The organism is Cloacibacillus evryensis DSM 19522 (genome assembly GCF_000585335.1).
Classification (GTDB): domain Bacteria; phylum Synergistota; class Synergistia; order Synergistales; family Synergistaceae; genus Cloacibacillus; species Cloacibacillus evryensis.
Map to the genome: position 1 here is coordinate 921,955 of NZ_KK073872.1, position 24,404 is coordinate 946,358.

The following is a 24,404-nucleotide window of genomic DNA, read 5'->3' on the forward strand; positions in this document are numbered from 1 at the left end:
TGTCTACCACTCCTGTATCGTATTAGTTTTTCTATATACTTTAGCGCTCGCCGGCACAATGACGGCGGTCGCCAATAATACACTTCCGTAAATTATCCTGTAAGCCAGCGCGGCGCTTCCGGTAATGCCGATAAAAAATTCCATGATGACCGGCGTCAGGAAAAAGAAGCCAGAATATATCAGGCCGAAGACCACCGCGAGGCGTGTGACGTACCTTTTGCCTCCAAGGTCCAGTATGAGGCACATAAAGGCGGGGTAGCCGAAGCCCATGCCGATGCCGAAGAGGAAGCCGCAGAGCATGAGCGCCAAAGGCGAAGAGACGGCGGTCATCGTCAGCATCATCGCCGCCGTAACGGAGGTCGCTCCCGCGGCGCAGATCTTGCGGGGCAGAAGGTCTATGAGTTTTCCGCACAGGATGCGGAATAGCAGCGCGGTGGCGGCGGATACGCTGAAAAAGTACGAGGCGGCCAGGCCGAGCTCTCCCGCGAGCTGTACGAAGGTAAGCTGTCCCGCGTCCGTCAGTGCGAAGAGCGCTGCCGATGCGGCGAAGAGTATGATCTGCGGCTTTTTGAGCAGCGCCGTATATGAGAGGCGCGCGTCATCTTTTTCTTCCGCCTCCGCGTTTTCCCCGACGCCGGCCTTCGGCAGCCTGCGAATGGCTATCGTGCCCAAAGCGATCAGCAGGGGGAAGAAAAATATATAGCAGCGGTAAAGCTCTCTCGTGATGAGAAACTCCATCGCGGGGACGATTATCAGCGAGGGAAGGCTGTAAGCGGTAGTTATCAGCGCGATGCTGCGCCCCCTGATCTTTTCAGGGATGAACCTCCGCTCGTAGGCGGTGAGGGATACTCCCACCATACTCAATCCCAGGCCGGATATGCCCCGCCAGACGATGATAGAGCCGATCGCATCCGAAAAGAGCGCCAGGCCTGCCGCGCTCATAAAGAAGCAGGCGTAGCCTCCCCAAAGCATCTTATCGTCGCCAAAGCGCTGCTCGAAGAGAGGGACGAACGGGCGGATAAAAAATGACACGCCGTAGCATATCCCCATCGCGACGCCGCCGAGCGCCCCGATAGCGACGCCGCGCCCCTCCAGATATGGCAGCAAAAAGTAATAGCCGCTCTCCATAGAGGCGCTGATGAAGGTGATGGAAAAGAATATGAAGATATAGCCGAGTTCCGGGCTCAATATCCTCTTAGTTTCGTTCATTTCGCCATCTCTAATATCGCATACGCCATCAGTCTCGTGCTCTCCATGAGGTTGGTAATGAGAAGCCGCTCGTTCGCGCCGTGCGCCCGGTCGTCTTCATTCTCGAAGGTAGCGCCGTAAGGCACCATGTTTGGCATTCTTTTTGAATATGTACCGCCGCACATGCTGACTAAGTAGGGCTCTTTCCCGGTGGCGCCGCGGTAACCGCGCTGCAGTGTCTTTATCAGCGGGTGATCGGGGGCGTAGAACAGCGGCGCCGTTTTCGCGAATGGCTCAAAGCTGCCGCCAGCCTCGCGGAAACCGCGTTCGAGCGTGCCGCAGACCTCGTCGAAGGATATCGTCTCGGCGGGGATGTATATGCCGCAGGTGACGGTTATGGAATGTTCGTCGCCCTCGATCATCGCCATATTTACGGTGAGCGCCCCGCAGTGCCCGTGCGAAGCCTTTATCCCGAGCGAAGCCCCGTCCGCCTCCACCCCGATCTTATCCGCGAGGAATCCTGCAAACTTTCCCGCTCTTCCCGATATGCCGGCGGCGCGGATAAGGATCAGAAGCCTTCCCACGGCGTTCTCGCCAAGCTCCGGCAAGGTAGCGTGGGCCGCCTTGCCGTAAGCGGTGAGCGTTAATTGGTCGCTGCCGAGGTTTATTTTGATCTTCCAGCCGTTCCTGCTGGCCGTTTCGACGATCGCGTTCGAGGCCCTTTCCAGGTCGGCCCTTTTTCCTTTGAGCACGGCCTCCGCCTTTGCGGGTACCGAACCGACGCTCTCTCCGCCGGAAATTTTTGCCAGGGAGAGTTCTTCGGCGGACCTTTTTTCTAAGATGGCGGTGGAGGTAAATTTTATCGTTCCCTTCTCCGTATTGACCACCGGATAAGCTCCGTCAGGAGTAAAGGCGTATAGCGGCGGCCGCTCGCTCTTAAGATAGGCTTCAACGTCGCGCATTTTGCCGCTCTCCTCATCCATGCCGAAGATTATCCGCACCCTTTTTGAGAGAGGAAGGCCGAGATCGGCCACGGCCCTCAAAGCATAGAGCGAGCTGAATAGCGGCCCCTTGTCGTCCTGCGTGCCGCGTCCCAGGATAGCCCCGTTTTTAACGCTGCCGCAAAACGGTTCGAAATCCCAGCCTTCGCCCGGCGATACCACGTCGAGATGGCCCATTACCGCCACCGTCTCGTCGCCGCTGCCGTATTCGGCCCAGCATACCTTGCCGTCCAGATCGACGACTTTGAAATCAAGCTGCCTGGCGCAGGCCATCGCGTGATCGGCGGCGCGGGCTATCTCAAGTCCGTAGGGAAAGCCGCTGGCATCTTCCGTATAGAGGCTGGGGATGCGCACGCTCTCGCATACGCTCTGTACCAGCCTCGGAAGATATGACTTTACGATCCTGTCGAGCTTTTCATTCATTACGAGATCCTACAGGAAATCGCAGATATATTCCGAGATCACGCCGCAGCGGACTTTGAACATGGTATCGGCCGGCACGTCGTAGCATTCGCCGGTCTCAACGCGCCGCCAGTCGTTGTCTTCAGGGAACAAAACTTCCACCGCGCCCGCCGTCATTATTACCTTCTCCGGCCCCTCCGAGTGGAATTCAAACTCTCCGGGCAGATATACTCCGAGCGTCTGCAGCTTCCCGTCAGGATAACGGAGGGTGCGGCTCTGCACCTTGCCGTCACAGTAAATATTCACGAGTGTTTTTACGTCGACTGAATTTATGAAATCTGCCATTATGATTTGCTCCTTAATTTATGTGGGAGGGGGTCTTCCTCCTCCCACATCTTCAGATTGATTTTTTATCTATTTTACAGCGTCTTCTTCCGCAGTGTTCTTTGCCTTATTGAGCGCCAATGCCTTTCTCGCCGCCTTTTCGGGATCGAGGAATTTATCCTCGAACTCCCTGACCAGCTTGAATATCACCGGTGAGAGCAGCGTCAGCGCGATGACGTTGACGTACACCGGCAGGGCCGATTGTATGTCGAGCATCATCCAGACGATCGAGGGGACGGTGCCGTGATAGAAGAAGAACATCGATACGCAGAGCGGGACCATCGGGCCTGTGTAGCGGACGAACTTGACATATTTCATGCGCTGTTCGTGCGTCTTATCGGATACACAGTAGACGATGATCGATTCAAGGTACGAGAACCAGCCTGTAGTCGTCGTCAGCGAGAAGATTATCATGAAGAAGGCCAGCGCGTGCGGGGCATATCCGCCGAACACTATCCCCAAAGCCTCGCCGACGGAGCCGGCGCCGCCGCGCCCGGTCTGCCACGCGCCGGTGATGATGACCATCAATCCGGTGATCGTGCAGACTACCATCGTGTCCATAAAGACCTCCATCGCTCCCCAAAGTCCCTGGCGTCCGGGGTGATCGACATCGACCGCGGCGTGGATGATCGGCGAGCTTCCCCAACCGGCTTCATTGCTGTAAACGCTTCTCGCGACTCCGACCTGGACGACCTTCATCACGGTGACGCCGGCAAAGCCGCCGACCGCCGCATAGGGCTGGAATGCGTAGTAGAATATTGATTTTATCGCCGCGGCGGTCGCGGGGATGTCTTTGATGATGATAAAGATACCGGCCGCGAGGTAGCAGAGGACCATCGTCGGGACCGCTCTCTCGGCAAACTTAACGATACGCGGAATACCGCCGAGAACGATCACATAACACACTCCCGTGTAGGCGACGGCGCACATGATCGCCACCGAGCCGGGGAGTTTGAAAGCGCTTTGCAGAGCTTCGACAATTGTGTACGGTCCGGGCGCAAAGTAGAATGATCCGATCATCGTCACTGTGAACAGCATTGAAAGTATCTTGCACCACTTCCACCCCTTGCCCTCCACGAGCGCTTTGTGGATATAGAAGGCTGCGCTTCCGTAGGAGGTCCCGTCCTCATAGCGCTGCTTGTACTGCTGCGCGAGTACGATTTCGCTCATCTTAGTGATCATCCCGACGATAGCGGCCATCCACATCCAGAAGAGGGCCCCGGGGCCGCCGATCGCTATCGCGCTCGCGACTCCCGCGATGTTTCCGTTGCCGACCGTTCCGCCTAACGCCGTGGCGAAAGCTCCGAATGAAGTTACTTTACTGTCTGGTACGTTGGGACCCTTTTTGCGGAAGAGCCCGCCAAGCGTGTTATAAAAAATGTCCCCAAAACGGCGGAACTGAAAGAATCTGGTGCCGATGGTGAGATAGAGTCCGAGAAGAAGGAACATGACCGCGAAATATTTATTCCAGAGAACTGTCCATGCTATATATTCGAGTGCTGCTTCAACCTGTTTTGCTACTGTTGCCTCCATGCTGATACCTCCGTAATTTGTATAATCAATAAATAAGTGTTATTATTAAATGAAAGGTGTTCAAGGGCAGTAGAGCTATATATTTGCCGGAACTCTGACAGATCCGTCTGTCAGTTATTACGTGAACAGGCAGGAAGGGACAACTTCCTGCCTGCATTTATTACCTATAAACTTATTTTTCCCAGAGATTTACGTTCTTCTCAACTTCTACCTTTTCTTTGTAGAAAATGCCGCGCTTTGCCTGTTCGGCCATTACCCAGTTGTAGAAATCGTCGTCCTTAGCGAGCTTTTCCGCGGCCAGCATCCCCTTGCCGGTGAGCATTCCGTTCGTCATCGCGCGCGCGAAAATACCGCAGGTACAGGCCGTCGTCCAGGCCATTGAGGTGTATCCGGTCCCCGGGATCTCTTTCTGTGCGATCTCCCACGTATATGTCACTCGATCGCTGCCCTTGATGCCCTTGACGACGATCTTGAGCACAGACATATCGACCTCTCCCGGGAGCCTCTCGTACTTCTTTGAGAAGATGTCGATGAGGATGTCGCGCGGGACCTGCTTTACCTTGCCGAGCATCCTCTCTTCCTTATCGAATAGGTCAAGCTCGTTGAGGAAGCGCATCTGAGCGGCGAGGCCGGGCCAGCGAACGGTGAAAGCTGCCATCTCCGGCACGTCCTTGAAGCTGCGGAAAAGGCCGCCGAGGCCGTTGCTGGTGAAGCATTCGAGATTTTTGAATTCCTCTATCTCAAAGTGCATGACCTCGCTGAGCGCCGGGATGACCATTTCTTTGCCGCCGCGGACGACCGTAGTCGGCTGGTTGAACTGATTGATATTGTCCGATATTGACCAGGTCGTAAAATAATTGAAGGGAGGACGCGGATTCACGGGGAGGCCGCCGCCGACATAGACGTACATCTCTTCGCACTTGTCGAGCTTATAGTAGCCGCGTCCGCCGAAGAAGTTGCTCATGCCGGGTTCAAAGCCGATCATCGAGATGCCGAGGCCGCCGGTCTCCTGTCCGATCTTGTCATAGGGTTCATCGGAACGGCCGTGCATACTGGAGACGTTGGATATCTTTTTGCCGAGCTCCATCGCGATCTGAGTTACCAGATATCCGACCGTGCCGGGCATCGCCGCCGTGATAATGTCACAGTCCGCGGAAAGCTTCGCAATAAGGTCTTTGTCGGTTGCCGATCCGATCACCGTTTCCACGCTTGGATAGAGGCGTTTGGTCTCGGCGAGGTTCTCTTCGCTCATGTCGAGCACGACAAAATCAAAATCACTGATCATGTCATGCACTATGCAACGGCCAACCATGCCCGCTCCGATTTGTAGAGCCTTTTTCTTTGTTGCCATCTTCGTTCCTCCTAATTAATATGAATTTGTTTGGTAAACAATAAAAATTAAGAACATTATGGATACGCTGTATACCCTAAACCTAGTGTTGGTACTACCATAGGTTCATCCACCAGTACAATGTGAATATATCATGTCTTTAATATATCGTCAAGCACCGATTTTGCGTGGCGTTTACACGACAAGACGACTTACAGCCTTTAAAAAATATCTATGCGGGGCGTTGTTTTGTTAATGAACGGCAGGAAAACAGGCGGCAGCGCCGATGTCCTGCATATGGCAAACCTGAGATCGAATTGCCTCAAAACTTCTATTTATGACGTGACATCGCATGAAGCTTAACGGATACAGACGCCGCGCGCATAGGTAAGCACGCGGCGCCTGTATATGGTTTCAATTTAGGTATTTGTGTTAGCGCACCATTTCGGCGTCCCAGAATTTATATTCTCCGACTTTGTTCATCCATACGTCGCGTACCTTGTCCTGATTGACCAGGTAACAAAAGTTGCCATAGTAGAGCGGGGATACAGGGGCAGCGTCCATGAGTATTTTTTCCGCGTTCTTTAGGTGTTCGTCCCGCGTTTTGCCTGATGTTTTCTGTGCCATCAAGATTTCCTGTTCAAACGCCTTATGTTCGGGGTTGAGGACGGTGTCGTTGGGCGCCACCTTTGACCTCTTCCACCTCCACTGGCATTCGTTCCAGCTGCTGTCGACTGCATATGCGTCAAAGAAGGTCATCGGGTCGGCATAATCTCCGGTCCAGTTGCCGCCGCTGATTATAAAATCTCCTCTTTTTCTCTTGTCCACGAGTACCTGCCATTCCATATTGTCAAGCTCAACTTTAATATTAAGATTGTTTTTCAGCATTTCCTGGATGGCTTCGGACATCTTTTTGAGGGATTCTCTTGTTACATAGGTGTAGGTTACCTTTGGGAACCCTTTCCCATTGGGGTATCCGGCCTCGGCAAGTAATTTCTGTGCCTCTTTCACGCGCGCCGCATTTGGATCGATACCGTATTCCGCCGCGGGTTTGCCATTTTTGCCGAGCGTCCTGAAGCTTTCTCCGGTCGAGAGCGAAAGCACGGGAGGAACTACTCCCGTCGCGGGAGTCTCGCCGCCCTTAAGGGCAGACTCGCAGATCGCCTTCCTGTTCAGCGCGAGAGCGAAGGCTTTCCTGACGCGCACGTCATTGAAGGGAGGTTTATCTACGTTGAAAATGATATACGCGGTCTGCATTCTCGGAGTGAATACGAGGTTTGGTTCTTCGGCGATGAGCCTTGGGATCTCTGCCGGCGGTATCTCCGGGTTCACGTGGATATCTCCTGCGTTAAAGGCGTTGAGCGCGGTGGTCTGATCGGATACGAATACCATTTTTACCTTGTCTATCTTTACATTCTTACTGCCATAATATTTCGGGTTTTTGGCAATGGTGAGGTTGTCTCCTATTTTATAGGATTCCAGTACGAACGGTCCGTTAGAGATACAGGTCTTTGGGTTCTTTTCCCATCCGTCGCCGTGTTTTTCCACTATATCTTTCCTTACCGGCATGAAGGAGAAGAACGTCGTAAGGTTGAGGAAGTATGGTACCTTTGATTCCAGGATGACCTGAAACGTCTTTTCATCCAAGGCCTTTACGCCGACTTTGTCTGCCGTTGCCTTTCCGTCAAAGAATGCTTTCGCATTTTTTATATATGAAGTTCCCATATATGAATACTCTGAACCGGCTTTGGGGTCAAGCAGTCTCAGCCAGGCATATTCAAAGTCTTTAGCTGTGACGGGTTTTCCGTCAGACCAGGTGATATTCGGCTTCAGATAGAAGGTATAGGTAAGCCCGTCCGGGGAAATGGTATACTTCTCAGCCTGTCCGGGGACCAGCTTGCCGTCTTTTGTGTCCTTCATCAGGCCCTCAAATATATTTCCTATCACAAAGCTTCCGCCGGAATCGTCTATCGAGGGATCCCAGGCCTTGATTTCCTTGCCGTGGTTGAAGACGAGCACTTTGGGCGCCGCGTATGACCCGGCCGCCTGTGAGAATAACGCTGCGATTGCAAGTACGATAACTACTATTGACCTGACGCTTTTTTTGATTGACATGATGATGCTCCTTTCGACTAACTCCGGTAATGCCGGTTCCATGCATTATAGGGACAACTGTTTTCCGCCTGTGTCTCAGAGTTATTTTGTGTCGTCGTTTGCACGGCATTTCTCCTCTCTGTTTACGCCGTTAAAAGAGGTGGCAGGCTACGTAATGTTCCGAGCCTAAATTTTTAAATTCAGGAGCCGCTTCCGAGCAAATCTTTTTGGCATAGCGGCAGCGTGTGCGGAATCTGCATCCTGACGGCGGGTTGAGCGGACTTGGCACGTCTCCCTCAAGGATGATATTATTTTTCTCCGCCCTCGGGTTGGGTATCGGAATCGACGAGAGCAGCGCTATCGTGTACGGATGCTGCGGATTATTGTATAGTTCGTCCGCGGTAGTTACCTCCATAAGGCCTCCAAGGTACATAACGCCGACACGATTTGAGATATGCCGGACCATGGAGAGGTCGTGTGCGATAAAAAGATAGGTGAGGCCGATCTCCTGCTGCAGGTCTTCCAGCATGTTTACTATCTGCGCCTGCACCGAGACATCAAGCGCCGATATCGGCTCGTCGCATATTATGAATTCAGGCATGACAGAGAGCGCTCTGGCGATTCCTATCCGCTGCCTCTGCCCGCCGGAAAATTCATGAGGATATCTGTTCGCGTGGTTCTTGCGCAGGCCGACCCTTTTTAGCAGCTCAAAGATTCGTTCCTGGCGTTCTTTGCCCGAGGCGATCCTGTGGATGTCAAGCGGTTCGCCGATGATGTCGGCAACGGTCATCCGGGGATCGAGTGAGGCGTAAGGGTCTTGAAAGATCATCTGTATCTTCTTACGGTAAGGCATGAAGGATCTGGCGGGGAGTTTTGCGACGTCGATGCCGTCGTAATATATCTCGCCGGCAGTCGGTTCGTATAGGCGCATGACAGTCCGGCCGACGGTCGTCTTTCCGCATCCGGATTCACCGACAAGCCCAAGCGTCTCTCCCTTTCTGATATAAAAGCTGACGTTGTCAACGGCTTTTATCTCTTGTATTTTTTTTGAGATCAATCCTTCATCTTTATAGAAGTATTTTCTAAGGTTTCTGACGTCAAGAAGAATATTATCGTTCAATAGAGCTGATGCCTCCCTTCATCGCATCGTAGCGGCCGCAGCGCGGCGCATGTTCGTCAAGCAGCCAGCAGGCGGCCTTATGTCCCTCTCCGACCTGGTAGTACCCGGGACAGTGTCTCGTACATATATTCATCGTGAAGCTGCATCTGGGCGAGAATGGACAGCCTTGCGGCGGATTTAGGAGATCAGGAGGCGTTCCCGGTATCGGAATGAGCCTATGACGCGCACCTGTGGCCACATTGGGTATCGATCTCAGCAATCCCATCGTATACGGATGCGCGGGATTGAAGAAGACATCGTCGGTTTTCCCCTCCTCCATAACCAATCCGGCGTACATGACGTCTATTCGGGAACAGATGTCCGCCACTACGCCCAGATCGTGCGTAATCAGGATCGTAGAGGTCCCTGTGCTTTGTCCAAGTTCTTTTATGAGCCGGATGATCTGCGCCTGTATCGTTACGTCAAGCGCCGTCGTCGGCTCGTCGGCGATAAGAAGCTCCGGACGGCAGGAAAGCGCCATCGCTATCATCGCGCGCTGCCTCATTCCGCCTGAAAACTCATGAGGGTAACAGGCGGCGCGCCTCTTGGCATCGGGAATGCCGACTGTCTCCAGCATTTCGATAGCTTTTACCGCGGCCTCCTTTTTTGTGAGGCGCTGGTGCTGCAACAGTGCTTCCTCGATCTGAAAACCGACCCGCAGCACAGGGTTAAGGGAGGTCATGGGGTCTTGAAAGATCATGGCGATGTTGTTCCCGCGTATTTTTGTCATTTCGTGCTCCGCTTTTTTCAGAAGGTCTTCACCTTTGAAGAGGATCTCTCCTTTCACGACCCGTCCCGGGTGCAGCAGAAGACGCATTACGGAAAGAGACGTGACGCTTTTCCCGCTTCCAGACTCCCCGACAATGCCGAGAGTTTCCCCGCTGCCTATGCGGAGGTCGATGCCACGTATTGCCTTTACCTCGCCGAGGTGTGTGAAGAAAGAGGTATGCAGATCCCGTATTTCAAGTACGCTTTTATTCTCAGCCATGATCCAACCTACTTTCTCAACTTGGGGTCAAGCGCATCTCTCATTCCGTCGCCAAGCAGATTGAATGTGAGTATCGTAAGAGAGATAGCGGCCGCGGGGAAGAGCAGTTGCTGCGGATAGGTATATAATCCCTCAAGGGCGTCGTTGCAAAGCGTCCCCCATGAGGCTACGGGGGCGGAGACGCCGAGCCCTACGAAGCTCAAAAAAGCTTCGGTAAAAATCGCGTTGGGAATCATCATTGTGATGGTGACCATGATCGGTCCCATTATATTTGGCAGTAGGTGGCGTAAAAGTATATACCCGGTCGGCGCGCCCAATGATTTGGCGGCGAGGACGAACTCCTGTTTTTTCAGAGAAAGCACTTCTCCGCGTACCAGCCTTGCCATGCTCACCCAATAGGTAAGCCCGATCGTCAAAATTATCGTGAAAAGGCCGCCGCTGTCGAAGAGAACGCGAAGCAGGATCACATAAAGCAGCGTCGGGATAGTATTTATTATATCGACGACTCTCATCATCGCATCATCCACCCTTCCTCCGCAATAGCCGGAGACGCCTCCAAACAACACCCCGATCACGAAACACACGAGAGCCGTTGCAAACCCGACGGCGAGCGATATGCGCGCGCCGTATACAATCCTGATAAAGATGTCTCTGCCGAGCGCGTCGTTGCCAAAGATATGACTCTTATTCCATACCCGAAGCGAGGGCTCCACCTCTTTACCGTCTACGGTGACAATGTATCTCTTCATATTTTCAAAAGCGCGCTCTTCTGAGGGCAGATCGACGTCATCACCGCGTTCGGCGGATCTCCTCAACGAATAGAGTTTTTTCTTGGCGGCAAAATATTGGCTGTAATCCACCTTTATATCCTTGCCGTCAAGTACGAAGCTTTTCTGACGCGCCATTAGATCGTCGCCGGTGTTTTCCGCCATTTTCCCAAGAGTGCCGTTACGTGACACCTGAAGGACGTTGTAATCGTTAGTGACATAAAAAGATACGCCTGTGCCAGGTATCTCGTATAGTTCAAGCCGGCAGGGAACGTTGGAGTATTCCAGATTCTGGTCTGAATAGGTATATTTCCAAAAATATGGAAGGAATATCGCCGTGATAGTCAGAAGCACAATAAAGACGAGAGAGAACATCGCCGTCTTATTTTCCCGGAATCGCCTCCAGACGTCCTGATAGAAGGTGAGGCTTTTGCGCTTGATATCCTCGGATTTTGTAAAATCATGTTCCGTTTCTTTCCATAGATCGATGTCATTGAGATCCAGTCTTTCTTCTATATTTGCCATCACGTTTCCCCCTCTTAGTCAAATTTGATCCTGGGGTCAATAAGGACATAAAGGATATCGACCAAAAGGACCATCAGAACAAGGAGTACGCCATAAAATACTGTGACCCCAAGTATCAGGGAATAATCGCGGTTAAGGATGCTTGTCGTGAAAAGACAACCTATGCCCGGTATGCCGAAAACCTTTTCGACGACGAATGATCCGGTGACGATGCTTGCCACACAGGGGCCCATATAAGTGGCTACGGGGATCAGCGCGTTGCGCAGCGCATGGCGCGTCATAACGACAAAACTGGTGAGCCCCTTGGCTTTGGCGGTACGAATGTAATCCTGCTGGAGCACTTCGAGCATCGACGTACGTGTGAGGCGGGTTATAAATGCGATGGAGAAAGCTCCTATCGCAAAGGCCGGGCCGATGTAGTCTTTGAAGTTCTCCGCTCCGTAGGACGGCACGAGCCCCAGCTTTTTATTGAAGACATAAAGATATAGTGTCGCAACGACAAAACTCGGTATCGTAGTCCCGAGTGTCGCCAGCAGCATCGACACCCTGTCCGACATTCTGTTATGCCTCAGTGCCGCGTAGACGCCGAAAAATATGCCGAAGGCAAGGATAAAAGCGACGGCAAGCAGGCCGATCTTTGCCGAGTATGGGAAACCGCTCTCAATAATGGCGCGTGTAGTTACGCCTCTTTTATGATAGGAGACGCCGAAATCTCCTTTGACGAAATTTAACAGGTAAGTGAGGTACTGGACTCCCAATGGTTTGTCAAGTCCGTATTTTGCTTCAAGCGCAGCCCGCGTCTCATCCGGCAGTCCCCGCGCGCTTGTAAAAGGGCTTCCAGGCAGATTATGCATTATCAAAAACGTAATGGTAATAACGAACCAAATGGTAATAACCGCGGATATAATGCGCCTTAGAGTATATTTCAGCATCTCTGCACATCCTTTGTATTAAGAGTATCTATGTGTTCTCTTATAAGGAGGCCATTCCATTTCGTATGGAAAAACCCTCTCTTTGCGCCGTGCTTTAGATACCTCCCATCTCCGTTTACAGAGCCTGCATGGGATCATAGGAATACGTTAAATACGCTGTATACATTAAAATCTGGTAATACCACTGGTCCTTTTACGAGCTGCGATAAATATATCATGTATAAATATCCACGTCAAGTAAATTAAAGTTAAGGAAATGCTTAGATTTATTTATAAAAAAGGAAAATTATGAATCTGCCGCAAGAAACAGATCAACCGTGCAGAAGCTCTGTGTGATCTTCTTTTAAATATAGTTCGGACCGTTTTGAGATAGTTTTACAGCAGGAGCGGCATGGCCCGTGAACGGATCATGCCGCTTATGTAAGCTTTTCGGGGCTTGAGGTTACTGCCGCATTTTAATTATTCATCTTCCAGTACGGGGACGGTATGTCGGTGATCAATTCGGGGTGCGTTCTGCGCATGACTTCCGCGGTTTCGAGCAGGTGAGTCTTCAGCGTTTCGCCGGCCTCCTCGGGATTTTTTTCTTCGATGGCCCGGATAATTGCCGCATGCCGTGATTTAATGAGTTCGATCCATCCCTTTTCCATCAGCATGTCGGGGTGGACGAGGATGTTGTTGCGTTCGACAAGGCTGTTGATGCTCTCATTCAACCTTGAAAGTATCGGGTTGTGCGCAGATTCCGTCACGAGATGGTGCAGGAGCGCCTCCCATTTCCCATTCTGGGCCTGCTCTTCCGGCGTTACATAGGGGCAGGCGATAAAGCTTTCATAACATTCGCGGAGCTTTCTGATGTCGTTATCCGTCCGGCGCATCGCGGCGATCTTTGCCGCCGGCACCTCGATAATGAGGCGTACCTCTAATTGGTATGACACGAAATCCGCCGGGAGCATCTGCAGGCTTTTCAGGGAGTCGTGCATCCCAAAGCTGTCAAGGCTTTTTATAAAGGTGCCCTGGCGTTCGCGCACCTCGAGAGATCCCTCGGCCACCATCGATATTACCGCCTCACGCAGGACGTTTCTGCTGACGTCGAGCATCTGCGCCAACTCCCGTTCGGAAGGGAGCTTGTCTCCCTCGTTGAAGGGGCCGGACGACACCAGCTCTCTGAGTTTATCCTGGACTATTTTTTTCTTGCTCTCCTTTTTTTCAAAAGGTATGCCGATTTTCATGAGGGTTCCTCCAGCGCGAAAAATTTTTATTTACCCTTCTGAGCGTTAATGTGGTAAAGGTCTCCATAGGCAACAGCACTAGGTAGTATAATACCAACTATAGACCAGAGGCAATACCAGGAATTTTACCTAACGGGAGAAACTTGATGAACTCACGAAACAGAGGTTTGATGAATATACACATCGCGGTATTGTTGTTCGGCCTTACCGCTCTTTTTGGCAGGTATGTTAGTTTGCCGGCTCCATATATCGTACTGGGACGTGTTTTTTTCGCCTCATTGTCTATGGGGATCTATTTTTTGATAAAGGGGCATAATATCTGCCTGTCCAAAAAGGCTGATTATATCGTCATTTGCTCGATCGGAGCTCTGCTGGCGTTTCACTGGACGGCCTTTTATACTTCCGTGCAGGTCTCTACGGTGGCGATCGCGCTGATTACCTTTTCCGCCTATCCGATCTTCGTAACTTTTTTTGAGCCGCTGATGTTTCGCGAAAGGCTGAAAAAAGCCGACGCGTTTTTTGCCCTCATTATGTTTATGGGCGTGCTTATTATAGTGCCCGAACTTAACATTGAAAATAATTTGACCGTCGGGTTGTTGTGGGGACTGGCGGGCAGCGTCAGCTTTGCCGTGATGTCGCTGCTGAACCGCAAGTTTGCCTCCAGTTACGACGGCAGCGTGATCGCCTTTTACGAGCAGGGCGTCGCGGCGCTGGTGCTGATGCCGATGATCTTCTTTCACCGCCCTGCCGTTGACGCGCGGGACTGGGGGCTTCTCATCCTCTTGGGCGTTGTCTTTACCGGAGTCGCCCATTCTCTGTTCATCGGGGGGATGAAGCATATACGCGCGCAGACAGCCGGAGTGATCGCGAGCCTTGAGACGGTCTACGGCATACTCTCGGCCGCGCTGGTCCTTGGAGAGGTCCCGTCTGCCCGCGAACTTGCCGGCGGCGCGCTCATTCTCGGCATGGCGGTATGTTCTACCCTTAAATCGTCAAAAGAGGGATAAGGACGGCGGCGGCGCGCGCCCTGCGCAGAAGATAATTTCATATATTTCCGCTTCTTGACAATACCTTTGATTGCCTTATAATTTTTATTATAAAATACTGGTTGGTCCTCTGGTATTACCAAAAAATTGGGTGATCATATGGCGGTCAAGGGGAGAATCTTCAATATAGCGCATTACGCGGTGCATGACGGTCCGGGGATACGGACGACGGTATTCCTCAAAGGTTGTCCGGCGCGCTGTCTGTGGTGCTGCAGCCCTCAGTCGCAGAGTTTTGAGATAGAGCGCTCTGCCGGCGGAGAAAAGATATTCGGCCGCGACGTTACAGCCGCGGAGCTTTTTGCGGAGGTACGGCGCGACGCGCCGTTCTGGCGGCGCTCAGGCGGCGGCGTCACGCTCTCTGGCGGCGAGGTGATGGCCCAGCCTGATTTTGCCGTGGAGTTCCTCGACATTTGCCGCGCCCATAATGTTCACACGGCGATCGAAAGCTGCCTCTTAGCCTCTTATGATGCGGCGATGCGTATTGCGGAGAGGACTGACTTCATACAGTTCGACCTCAAGGCTATGGATACTAAACTGCATAAGCGGCTGACCTCGCGGGGAAATGAGGATATTCTCGAAAACGCCATGGCCGTCCTGCGCGGCGGCATACCGGTGCTGGTCAGGTTCCCGCTCGTCCCGGGGCTGAATGACGCGGAGGAAAATATCCGAGCCATGGGGTCTTTTCTTGAAAGTGGTAGAGAGGGCGTCTCCCTTGAGGTATTGAGGTATCACAGAATGGGCGTCGGCCTCTACGAGGAACTGGGCCGAAGTTATCCGCTGGAGGATGTCGATCCGCCAACAGACGAAGAATACGCGAGGGTCAAAGAAATTTTAAACAATTATAGGATCAGAGTTTTATAAAAACGGAGGATGGATCACGATGGTCAGAGAAGAGAGCTTGAAGCGTATCAACGGAATGAAGGAGCGCATGATAACAAATTGTCCGACGGAGCTTCTGCCGGAGCGCGCGCTGCTCGTCACCGAGGCCTACAAACGCTACGCGTCCGAGCCGCCCGTCCTTAAACGGGCCTACGCGCTGAAGCATATTCTGGAAAACATGACGCTTTTCATTGACGACGAGGAGCTTTTCGTCGGTCATAATTCGCCCAGGCCGCGTTCGCCGATCGCCTGCCCGGAACTCGGCGCGCGCTGGATACTCTCGGATCTGGATAATTTCGCGACGCGCCCCGCCGACGCGATAGGCGTTACCGAAGAAAATAAGCGTATACTGCGCGAGTGCCTGGAAGGCTGGCAGGATGCGTCGCTTGACTCGGTGACCGCGGCCCTCGTTCCCGCCGAGGCGAAAGAGGCGATCGCCGAGGCGATGATCACCGTCGGGGCGCAGGGGACGGCGCACGGCAATATCGCGGTGAATAACAAGAAGCTGCTTGAAAAGGGGCTTCGCGGCATCATATATGAGATAGAGGCCAAGCTTGCCTCGTTTAAGCCGCAGTGCGCGGCCGACGGCAATAAGGTCGCTTTCTGGCGCGCGGCAAAGATCTCCTGCGAAGCGGTGATCGCTTTTGCCCGCCGCTATTCCGGCGAGGCTCTGAAACGTGCTGCGGAATGTCCTGATCCCGCGCGCCGCGAGGAATTGTATCGGATCGCGGAGACGCTCAAGAGGGTCCCTGAATTTCCCGCCTCAAACTTCCGCGAGGCGCTTCAGTCCGTCTGGCTGATCTACGTGGCGACCCAGATCGAGGCCGATCCCCACGCGATGCTGCTCGGGCGCTTCGACCAGTACATGTATCCGTACTATAAGAAAGATATCGCGGATGGGCGGCTCACCGATGAAGAGGCCGTGGAACTGCTGGCCCACATCTGGATAAAGTGTACCGCGATCATCAAGCTGATGGATTCGGTGACGACCCGTACCTTCGCCGGCTTCCCGCTCTTCCAGAATATAACGCTCGGCGGGCAGGGGCCGCGCGGCGAGGACGCCTGCAACGAGCTGACGACTCTGATAATGGAGGCCGCGGCGATCGCGCGCGTGCCTCAGCCGTCGCTCTCCTTCCGTTATCACAACAAGGTCGATCCCGACGCGCTGCTGAAAGCCTGCGAGACGGTCAAGCTGGGACTCGGCTATCCCGCGGTCATGAACGACAACTGCATCATACCAAAGCATCTGATACGCGGCGCGACGCTCGAAGAGGCGCGCGGCTACTGCATGAACTGTGTTGAATCAGACATCGAGGGGGCCTGTGATTCACGCTCCAACGGCGGTTACGTCAATCTGCCGAAGGCATTTCTGCTCGCGCTGAACGACGGCGCCGATCCGGCGACGGGACGGCAGGTCGGGCCGCATACCGGCAAGCTCGCCGGCTTCGCGAACTTTGGCGGGCTGATGCGCGCCTTTGAGTCGCAGGTCGCCTATTTTGTCGAACTCATCGTCCGTTCTTACGACCTCATTGACGGCGCGCACGCCGTGCACGCGCCGGAGCCGTTCACCTCCGCGCTGCTCGACGACTGCGTCGAAACGGGGCTTACGCGGCAGGAGGGCGGCGTGCGCTACAACTTCTCCGGTATCTTCGGCGTCGGCCTGGCTTCGACCGCGGACGCGATGGCCGCCGTCAGGCGCGTAGTCTTCGACGACAAGAGCGCCACGCCGGAGGAATTGCTCTCCGCCATCAAAAACGACTTCGCCGGCGCGGCCAAACTTAAAAAGCTATGCGAAGAGGCGCCGAAGTTTGGCAACGATGATGATTACGCCGATCTTATCGCGCGCGAGACGTCGCATATATTCTGTAAAGAGGTGGTGCAGTATCCCTGCATGCGCGGCGGCTTCTACATCCCGGAACTGCATTCGGTCTCTACGCACGTCTACTTTGGCGAGCTGACGGGGGCCACTCCCGACGGACGCCCCGCGGGCACGCCGTTTTCGGACGGAGCCTCGCCGGTCGGCGGCCGCGACAGAAATGGGCCGACCGCCGCGGTCCGCTCGATGAGCAAACTCGATCACATGGAGGTCCTGCAAGGGGTGCTCTACAACCAGAAATTCTCCCCCTCAGTTCTCAGCGCGCCCAATTCGGCGGCGCTGCTCGCCGATTATGTCCGCGCCTGGTGCGACCTCGGGGGACATCACATACAGTTCAATATCGTATCTTCGGATGACCTAAAGGAGGCGCAGCGCCGTCCGGACGACTACCGCGACCTCATCGTGCGCGTCGCGGGCTACAGCGCCTACTTCGCGGAATTAAACGCCAACACGCAGAACGAAATAATCGCGCGAACAGAATATGAAGAGATGAATTAAGGAGGAGACAGGCATGGAAAGACATCCGCAATACCTGGATCGTATCGACAGACTGAAAGAAAAAGTGTTCGAGACCTACCCGGAGATAGATTTGGAAGACGCGAAGCTGCTCACCCAGAGCTTTCTTGAGACCCAGGGGGAGGCGCTGGTGACGCGCAAAGCAAAGGCCTTCCTCAAACAGTGCCGTGAAAAGAGCGTCAAAATATGGGACGACGAACTCATCGTCGGCAACGCTGGCAGCAAAATACGCGGGGGCATCCTCTCCGCCGACGTCTGCTGGTCCGTCCTCGACCGCGAGCTTGAGACCATCAACACGCGCAAATACGACAAATTCAGGCTGCCGCCCGAAGACAAGAAAGATTTTGAAGAGATCATCCGCCCCTACTGGAAGGGACGCTCCAACTACGAAGAATGGCTCGCGCGCATCCCTGAAGACGTAGCGGCGCTTCGCGACAACGGCGCGCTCTACATCGACAAAAAAGCCGTCCGCGGCTGGGGCGAAGTCACCGCCGGCTACGAATGGTTCATCAAAAACGGCATAGAGGGGCTGCGCGAAAAAATACTCGAACGCAAATCCCAGCTCGACGCGACAGTCCCCGGAGACTACGAAAAAGAAGTCTACCTCGACGCCCTGCTCATAGTCTGCGAAGGCATGGAGACCTTGGCCGCGCGCTACGCGGCGGAGGCCGACCGCCTGGCGGCGCTGGAGAAAAAGGCCGAACGCGCCGCCGAACTGCGCGAAATAGCCGAAACCTGCCGCCGCGTCCCCGCGCATCCGGCGCGCACCTTCCGCGAAGCCATGCAGTCATTCTACTTCTACCAGATCTGCATCTTCATGGAACAAAACGCCGCCGCCTACAATCCCGGACGCATGGACCAATACCTCTACCCCTACTACAAAGCCGACCTCGAAGCGGGACGCCTCACGCCAGAAGAGGCGCAGGAACTATTCGACTGCCTGTGGGTCAAATTCTCCGAACCCTGCCTCTTCCAGGACGAAAAATCGGCGGAATACTCCTCAGGCTACCCCATGTTCCAGAACCTCTGCGCCGGCGGCGTCGACAAAATGGGGCGCGACGCCGTAAACGACCTCTCCTACATGATAATCCAGGCCACCATGGACACGAAACTCTACCAGCCCTCGCTCTCCGTGCGCTACAACATGGCGAAAAACCCCAACTCCTTCCTGCGCAAAATCGTTGAACTGATGGCGATGGGCACCGGATTCCCCGCCTTCCACAACGACGAAGTCGGCATCCGTATGCTCATGAACAAAGGCATCCCCCTGCGCGAAGCGCTCGACTGGAACCCCGGCGGCTGCGTCGAGACCAACCTGGCCGGCAAACTGCGCGCCTACTCCGCCCTGGCCGACATCAACCTCGGCAGCGTAATGGAATTCGTCCTCCTCAACGGCAAATGCCGCAAAACGGGAAAACTCGCGGGAGCGCAGACCGGCGATCCCCTGACATTCGCGTCCTTCGACGACCTCCTGAACGCCGTCAAACAACAGCTCCGTTACGTCATAAAAGTCGTCGTCAAAGCCAGCCACATCATCGACGACATCTGCCTAGAACGCCCGGTGCCAGCCCTCTCCCTCAGCTTTGAAGAATGCGTCGAAAACGCCAAAGACTACGCCTGGGGAGGCGCCAAATACAACACCGGCAACGGCATAATCTGCATCGGCGTCTCCGACCTCATAAACAGCGTCGCCGCCGTCAAACACCTCGTATATGACACAAAAAGCGTCACCATGAAACAGCTCCTCGACGCCCTCGCCGGTGACTTCCAGGACGCGCCGGAAATACACAAAGCCTGCAAAGAGGCCCCCAAATACGGCAACGACGATCCCCGCGCAGACGGCCTCGCGGCGGAACTCTTCGCCTACATCGCCGACGAGATCGAAAGCTACCGCAGCAAATTCGGAGTCATGACCCCCGGCATCCTGCCCGTCTCCGGCAACACCCCCTTCGGCGTCGAAGTGGGAGCCCTGCCATCGGGCCGCCGCGCGGGAAAACCTCTGGCCGACGGCGTCAGCCCCAACGGCGGCACAGACACCAACGGTCCGACCGCGGTACTCAAATCCGTCGCCAACATCCCGCACGACCGCTTCGTCCAGGGTACACTCCTCAACATGAAACTCGACCCGCAGATGATAAACAGCGAAAACGGCATCAACCAGATCATGGCGCTCCTCAAAAGCCTCTGCACCCTCGGAGTCTACCACGTACAATTCAACGTCGTAGACCAGAAAAAACTTATAGAGGCCCAGGCGCACCCGGAAGACTACCGCAGCCTGCTCGTGCGGGTCGCGGGCTACACCGCCTTCTTCGTCGAACTCGGCAAAGAAGTGCAGGACGACATCATCGCGCGCACCGTACAGACAGAAAACGGCGTCTCCTGCGGCTAAAACAATGGAAAAAGGAAACGTGGCCGGAACCGTCCTGCGCATAGAAAAAAGCTCCATCCACGACGGAGACGGACTGAGGACCGTACTCTTCCTCAAAGGCTGCCCCCTGCGCTGCCTCTGGTGCTCCACGCCGGAATCGCAGCGCGGGGCCCCCGAACGGGGCCTCGCGCGCGAAAAATGCACCCTTTGCGGGCGCTGCGTACAAGCGTGCCCGCACGGAGCGCTGAGCAAAAAAGACAATAAAATAACCCATGCCAGAGACAAATGCGCCGGCTGCCTCAAATGCGCCGCCATCTGTCCCGAATCGGCCATAACCCCCTACGGAAAAACCATGACGGCGGCGGAGGCGGTCAAAGAAATCGCCAAAGATGAAATATTCTACTTTCACTCCGGAGGGGGCCTCACCGTCAGCGGGGGAGAGCCGCTCGAACAAAGCGGCTTCGTCCTGGAGATACTTCGCGGCTGCCGCGAACGCGGCATAGACTGCGCCCTTGAAACAAGCTTCTTCGCGGCGTGGGAAAAAATAGAGCCGCTGCTGCCTTACATCAGCCTGCTCCATGTGGACATAAAACACCCCGACGCGGAAAAACACAAAAAACTGATCGGAGTCGACAACCGGCTGATACTGGAAAACATCGGACGCGCCGACGCCTTCCCGCACAACTTCGGCATCGTCGTGCGCACGCCGCTCGTCCCCGGCATAAACGACGCGGACGAAGACATAGCCAAACTCGCGGGAATAGTGAAAAGGCTCAAAAAGCTGCGATTCATGGAATTCCTCGCCTATCACCGCTTGGGAACGGAGACTTACAAAAGACTGGAGATACCTTATCCGCTTGCGGAGATAAACACGCCCGACGATTCTTATATGCGGCGCAAGGCCGCGATATTCAAAACCGCCGCGGGCGTTGAGGTGAGGATAAATGGCAGGATATTCGAATAAAGCAGATGCCCGCCTCGGTGTGAAGGCGGGCATCTTTTGACATACATGTAATCGTACTGAATCCTATTTATCCATGCGCAGCCTTTCGACGAAGCGCGCGATGCGTGCCATCGCCTCTTTCAGCTCTTCGATGGAATAGGCGTAGGATATCCTTACGTGCCTGTCGCCGCAGGCTCCGAAGGCCGAGCCGGGAACGACGGCGACATTTTCCGCTTCCAGCAGCTTTGTGCAGAACTCTTCCGAGCCCATGCCGAACTCGGAGATGTCGGGAAAGACGTAAAAGGCCCCGTAGGGTTCGAAGCAGGGGAGTCCCATCTCGCGGAAGGCCTCCATGAGGAAGCGGCGGCGCTGATTGTATGATTCCGCCATCGTGCAGATGTCCCTGTCTCCGTTTTTGAGCGCCGATATCGCGGCGTACTGGCTCATCGTCGGCGCGGACATGATGCCGAACTGGTGTATTTTCAGCATATATTCCATGATATGCGCCGGGCCGCAGGCAAAGCCCAAACGCCAGCCCGTCATCGCGTATGACTTGGAGAAGCCGTTGATCACGATCGTGCGTTCGAGCATTCCCGGCAGCGAGGCGATGCTGACGTGCCGGTCTTTGTATGAGAGTTCGCTGTATATCTCGTCGGAGATGACGAGCAGGTCGTGCTTGACGATGATCGGCACGAGCTTTTCAAGATCTTCCCGCTCCATGATCGCTCCCGTGGGATTGTTCGGGTAGGAGATGAGCAGAGCCTTGGTCTTCGGCGTGATTGCCGCTTCGAGCTGTTCCGGCTGGAGGCGGAACTCCGTTGCGGCCGAGAGTTCGATCGAAACAGGCACTCCGTCGGAGAGCAGGATGCAGGGTTCGTAGGAGACGAAGCAGGGTTCCGGATAAATGACCTCGTCGCCGGGGTTCAGTATCGCGCGCAGCGCGATGTCGATCGCTTCGCTGCCGCCGACTGTGAGGATCATCTCGTGTTTTGGGTCGTATGTCAGGTCGTACTTGCGCTTCATGAAGCGGCCTATCTCTTCGCGCAGCTCGATGAGTCCGGCGTTCGAGGTATAGAAGGTCCGCCCCTTGTGCAGCGAATAGATGCCCTCTTCGCGGATATGCCAGGGCGTGTCGAAGTCAGGTTCGCCGACGCCGAGCGAGATGACGTCCGGTATCTCGTTGGCGATGTCGAACAGGCGGCGGATGCCGGAGGGCTTGATTTTCTTTATTTTGTCGCAGATGAAATCTCTCACGGCGTGACCACCATCCTCATATCTTTTTTCGGAGCCGCGAGCAGTATCCCGTGGTCCTTGTAGCGTACGAGCACGATGTGCGTCGCCGTGCTCTGCACCTCTTCGATCACCGCCAGGCGTGACGATACGAAGTTGGCGATCTCCTTCATCGTCGCCTTTTTGAGGATCACCGAGAAGTCATAGCCGCCCGACATGAGGTAGAGGGACTCGACCTCCGGGTACTGATATATTTTCTCGGCGATGCGGTCAAAGCCCTCGCCGCGCTGCGGTGTAACTTTAAGTTCGATCAGGGCGGAGATCTTATCGTCGTCGGTCTTGTCCCAGTCGACGAGCGCGTGATAGCCGCAGATGGTGCGCTCCCTCTCCATTATTTCGATCTCGTTCTTTACCTCTATCACATCCATGCCGAGCATGACGGCGATATCCTTCGCCGTGTATCTGGCGTTCTGCTCAAGAAGCCGAAGTATCTCTTCCCTATGCCTGCTGTCCATCCCAAAATCCTCCGAAAATAAAATTTAACAAAAGCAACAGCGAGGTATCGCCATGAAAGGCCGAAGTCCGGGCTGCGCCTGCGTGCGATATGGATGGCGGCTTTGTTTTTGCCTCTCCAAACTACGCAATATAAGAGATAATTTTGAGTCTTTTGGCCGTAAGAGTCAAGCGCGGATTTAAAAAACCGCGCCGCCGTCAATTATCAAGAACGGCTGGCGTTCCGCCCGTGCCGTTGAGCAGCGTCGCGCTGTTTAACAACACCTCGAGGGCGATCGGCATCGCCTCTTCGTCGAAGTCGAAGCGGTTGTTGTGGTGTCCCGCGGCGGTCGACGCGCCGATCCCCACGTAGGCGGCGAGGCCGCCGTGTTCCTGGACGCGCCGCATGAGCCAGCAGGCGTCGTCGCTTCCGGCCATCGATCTGTATTCCTCCCGCAGAGTTACGCCCTCGGCTCCTTCCGCGGCACTCATTATCAGCGCGGCGAGCTTCCGGTCGCTCTCGGCCGTTATCGTCTCACCCTGTTTGGAGATGGAGACGTCGACGTCGTACATCTGGGCGGCGCCGTAGATCACCTCTTTAGCCTTCGCGTAGACATAGGCCGCCAGCTCCGCGCTCTCTCCGCGCGTCTCTATCTTCATGTGGGCGTTGGGCGGAACGACGTTGCGTCCCTCGCCGGCGTTGAGGACGCCGACATTGACGCGCGTGGCGCCGCCGGAATGGGGCGATATGGCGTGCATGTTGACCGCCGCGGCCGCGGCCGCGAGCAGCGCGTTTTTCCCGCGCTCCGGTTCTCCCCCCGCGTGGGCGCCGACGCCGCGGAAGTCTGCGTCGAACTTGGTGGAGCAGAGGAAGCCTCCCGTGCCGCCGGAGACGCTGCCGGTGGGCTTTCCAAGGCCGAGGTGCATGGCGATAAAGTAATCCGCGTCGTCGGCGACGCCCGCCATGGCCATCGCGTAACCGCCCCGCACCCCTTCCTCCGCCGGCTGGAAGAGGAGCCGTATCTTTCCGCGCAGGCCGTCTTTTTTCCGCATAAGCATCTCCGCGAGGGCAAGCCCAACCGCGGCGTGTCCGTCGTGCCCGCAGGCGTGCATCCAGCCGGGGTTCACGGATGAGAAGCCCTCACGCTCGGGAAGGTGCTCCGCGTCGTGCGCCTCTTCAGTCTCGACGCAGTCTATGTCGAACCGGAAGACTGTGACGGGGCCCTTTCTGCCGGTGTCGAGCGTGGCCGCGAGTCCGGTGTAAGCTCCGATTTTGGCCAATGTCTTCTTGTCCGCACCCTGCGAAATGGCGCGCGTCCGCTCCTTTTGGGGAACGACGTTATAACCCATGACCTCGTCAGGATCGATAAAATCTTTAGCGAAGCGCACCTTCCATCCGATCTTTTCAAGGATCTCCGCCGCTATCGCGGTCGTTCTGAATTCCGCCCAGCCGCTTTCGGGATATTTGTGGAAGTCGCGGCGGCGCGCCCTCATTTCGTCTTTTATATTCTGCGGTATTGCCATT

Annotated in this window: 19 protein-coding genes; 5 read left to right on the top strand and 14 right to left on the bottom strand. The window is 54.9% G+C overall.

Annotated elements, in window-relative coordinates:
- Positions 1-3: 3 nt before the first annotated feature.
- From CLOEV_RS04005 to CLOEV_RS04055, 11 genes are all read right to left on the bottom strand, one after another.
- Positions 4-1,209 (bottom strand): MFS transporter, encoded by a 1,206-nt coding sequence (locus tag CLOEV_RS04005; RefSeq protein ID WP_034442036.1) that lies wholly within the window; start codon positions 1,207-1,209, stop codon positions 4-6.
- Positions 1,206-2,612, bottom strand: a complete 1,407-nt coding sequence (locus CLOEV_RS04010) for a Sapep family Mn(2+)-dependent dipeptidase (protein ID WP_008710741.1) — start codon at positions 2,610-2,612, stop codon at positions 1,206-1,208. Before CLOEV_RS04010 ends, CLOEV_RS04005 begins: the two co-directional genes overlap by 4 nt.
- A 9-nt stretch (positions 2,613-2,621) precedes the next feature.
- The gene (gene ppnP / locus CLOEV_RS04015; RefSeq protein WP_008710742.1) at positions 2,622-2,936 is read right to left on the bottom strand and encodes a pyrimidine/purine nucleoside phosphorylase; all 315 of its coding nucleotides are present in this window, start codon (positions 2,934-2,936) and stop codon (positions 2,622-2,624) included.
- 69 nt (positions 2,937-3,005) lie between these two features.
- Positions 3,006-4,508: an alanine/glycine:cation symporter family protein gene (locus CLOEV_RS04020; RefSeq protein WP_051484874.1), complete on the bottom strand. Its 1,503-nt coding sequence runs from the start codon at positions 4,506-4,508 to the stop codon at positions 3,006-3,008.
- Positions 4,509-4,680: 172 nt separating this feature from the next.
- A complete protein-coding gene (locus CLOEV_RS04025; RefSeq protein ID WP_008710745.1) occupies positions 4,681-5,859 on the bottom strand; it encodes a saccharopine dehydrogenase family protein in 1,179 nt (392 codons plus the stop codon).
- Between the two features lie 411 nt (positions 5,860-6,270).
- Positions 6,271-7,953 (bottom strand): peptide ABC transporter substrate-binding protein, encoded by a 1,683-nt coding sequence (locus tag CLOEV_RS04030; RefSeq protein ID WP_034442038.1) that lies wholly within the window; start codon positions 7,951-7,953, stop codon positions 6,271-6,273.
- A gap of 130 nt (positions 7,954-8,083) precedes the next feature.
- A complete protein-coding gene (locus CLOEV_RS04035) occupies positions 8,084-9,052 on the bottom strand; it encodes an ABC transporter ATP-binding protein (protein WP_034442040.1) in 969 nt (322 codons plus the stop codon).
- Entirely contained in the window at positions 9,042-10,079 is a 1,038-nt protein-coding gene (locus tag CLOEV_RS04040; RefSeq protein ID WP_034442041.1) for an ABC transporter ATP-binding protein, read from the bottom strand. Before CLOEV_RS04040 ends, CLOEV_RS04035 begins: the two co-directional genes overlap by 11 nt.
- Positions 10,080-10,087: 8 nt before the next feature.
- The gene (locus CLOEV_RS04045; protein WP_034442042.1) at positions 10,088-11,371 is read right to left on the bottom strand and encodes an ABC transporter permease; all 1,284 of its coding nucleotides are present in this window, start codon (positions 11,369-11,371) and stop codon (positions 10,088-10,090) included.
- 14 nt (positions 11,372-11,385) lie between these two features.
- Positions 11,386-12,303, bottom strand: a complete 918-nt coding sequence (locus CLOEV_RS04050; protein ID WP_034442044.1) for an ABC transporter permease — start codon at positions 12,301-12,303, stop codon at positions 11,386-11,388.
- 455 nt (positions 12,304-12,758) lie between these two features.
- Positions 12,759-13,529 carry a FadR/GntR family transcriptional regulator gene (locus tag CLOEV_RS04055; protein WP_051484875.1) on the bottom strand — a complete coding sequence of 257 codons (771 nt, stop codon included), beginning with the start codon at positions 13,527-13,529 and terminating at the stop codon, positions 12,759-12,761.
- Positions 13,530-13,699: 170 nt separating this feature from the next.
- On the opposite strand from CLOEV_RS04055, the gene CLOEV_RS04060 reads away from it, so the two are divergent.
- From CLOEV_RS04060 to CLOEV_RS17125, 5 genes are all read left to right on the top strand, one after another.
- Positions 13,700-14,536 carry a DMT family transporter gene (locus CLOEV_RS04060; RefSeq protein WP_245591150.1) on the top strand — a complete coding sequence of 279 codons (837 nt, stop codon included), beginning with the start codon at positions 13,700-13,702 and terminating at the stop codon, positions 14,534-14,536.
- A gap of 138 nt (positions 14,537-14,674) precedes the next feature.
- Complete coding sequence (locus CLOEV_RS04065) at positions 14,675-15,436, top strand: glycyl-radical enzyme activating protein (protein WP_034442048.1); 762 nt, start codon at positions 14,675-14,677, stop codon at positions 15,434-15,436.
- Positions 15,437-15,455: 19 nt separating this feature from the next.
- Positions 15,456-17,828 carry a glycyl radical protein gene (locus CLOEV_RS04070; protein WP_034442049.1) on the top strand — a complete coding sequence of 791 codons (2,373 nt, stop codon included), beginning with the start codon at positions 15,456-15,458 and terminating at the stop codon, positions 17,826-17,828.
- 13 nt (positions 17,829-17,841) lie between these two features.
- Positions 17,842-20,235 (top strand): glycyl radical protein, encoded by a 2,394-nt coding sequence (locus CLOEV_RS04075; RefSeq protein WP_034442050.1) that lies wholly within the window; start codon positions 17,842-17,844, stop codon positions 20,233-20,235.
- A gap of 4 nt (positions 20,236-20,239) precedes the next feature.
- Positions 20,240-21,178 carry a glycyl-radical enzyme activating protein gene (locus tag CLOEV_RS17125; protein WP_034442052.1) on the top strand — a complete coding sequence of 313 codons (939 nt, stop codon included), beginning with the start codon at positions 20,240-20,242 and terminating at the stop codon, positions 21,176-21,178.
- Positions 21,179-21,241: 63 nt separating this feature from the next.
- Here the strand turns inward: CLOEV_RS17125 and CLOEV_RS04085 are convergent, their stop codons facing one another.
- The 3 genes from CLOEV_RS04085 to CLOEV_RS04095 all read right to left on the bottom strand — a co-directional run bounded on the left by CLOEV_RS04085 (position 21,242) and on the right by CLOEV_RS04095 (position 24,403).
- Entirely contained in the window at positions 21,242-22,411 is a 1,170-nt protein-coding gene (locus tag CLOEV_RS04085) for an aminotransferase class I/II-fold pyridoxal phosphate-dependent enzyme (RefSeq protein WP_008710763.1), read from the bottom strand.
- Entirely contained in the window at positions 22,408-22,902 is a 495-nt protein-coding gene (locus CLOEV_RS04090; RefSeq protein ID WP_008710765.1) for an Lrp/AsnC family transcriptional regulator, read from the bottom strand. The genes CLOEV_RS04085 and CLOEV_RS04090 overlap by 4 nt, the downstream gene beginning before the upstream one ends.
- Positions 22,903-23,098: 196 nt before the next feature.
- Entirely contained in the window at positions 23,099-24,403 is a 1,305-nt protein-coding gene (locus CLOEV_RS04095; protein ID WP_034442053.1) for an amidohydrolase, read from the bottom strand.
- Position 24,404: the final 1 nt, after the last annotated feature.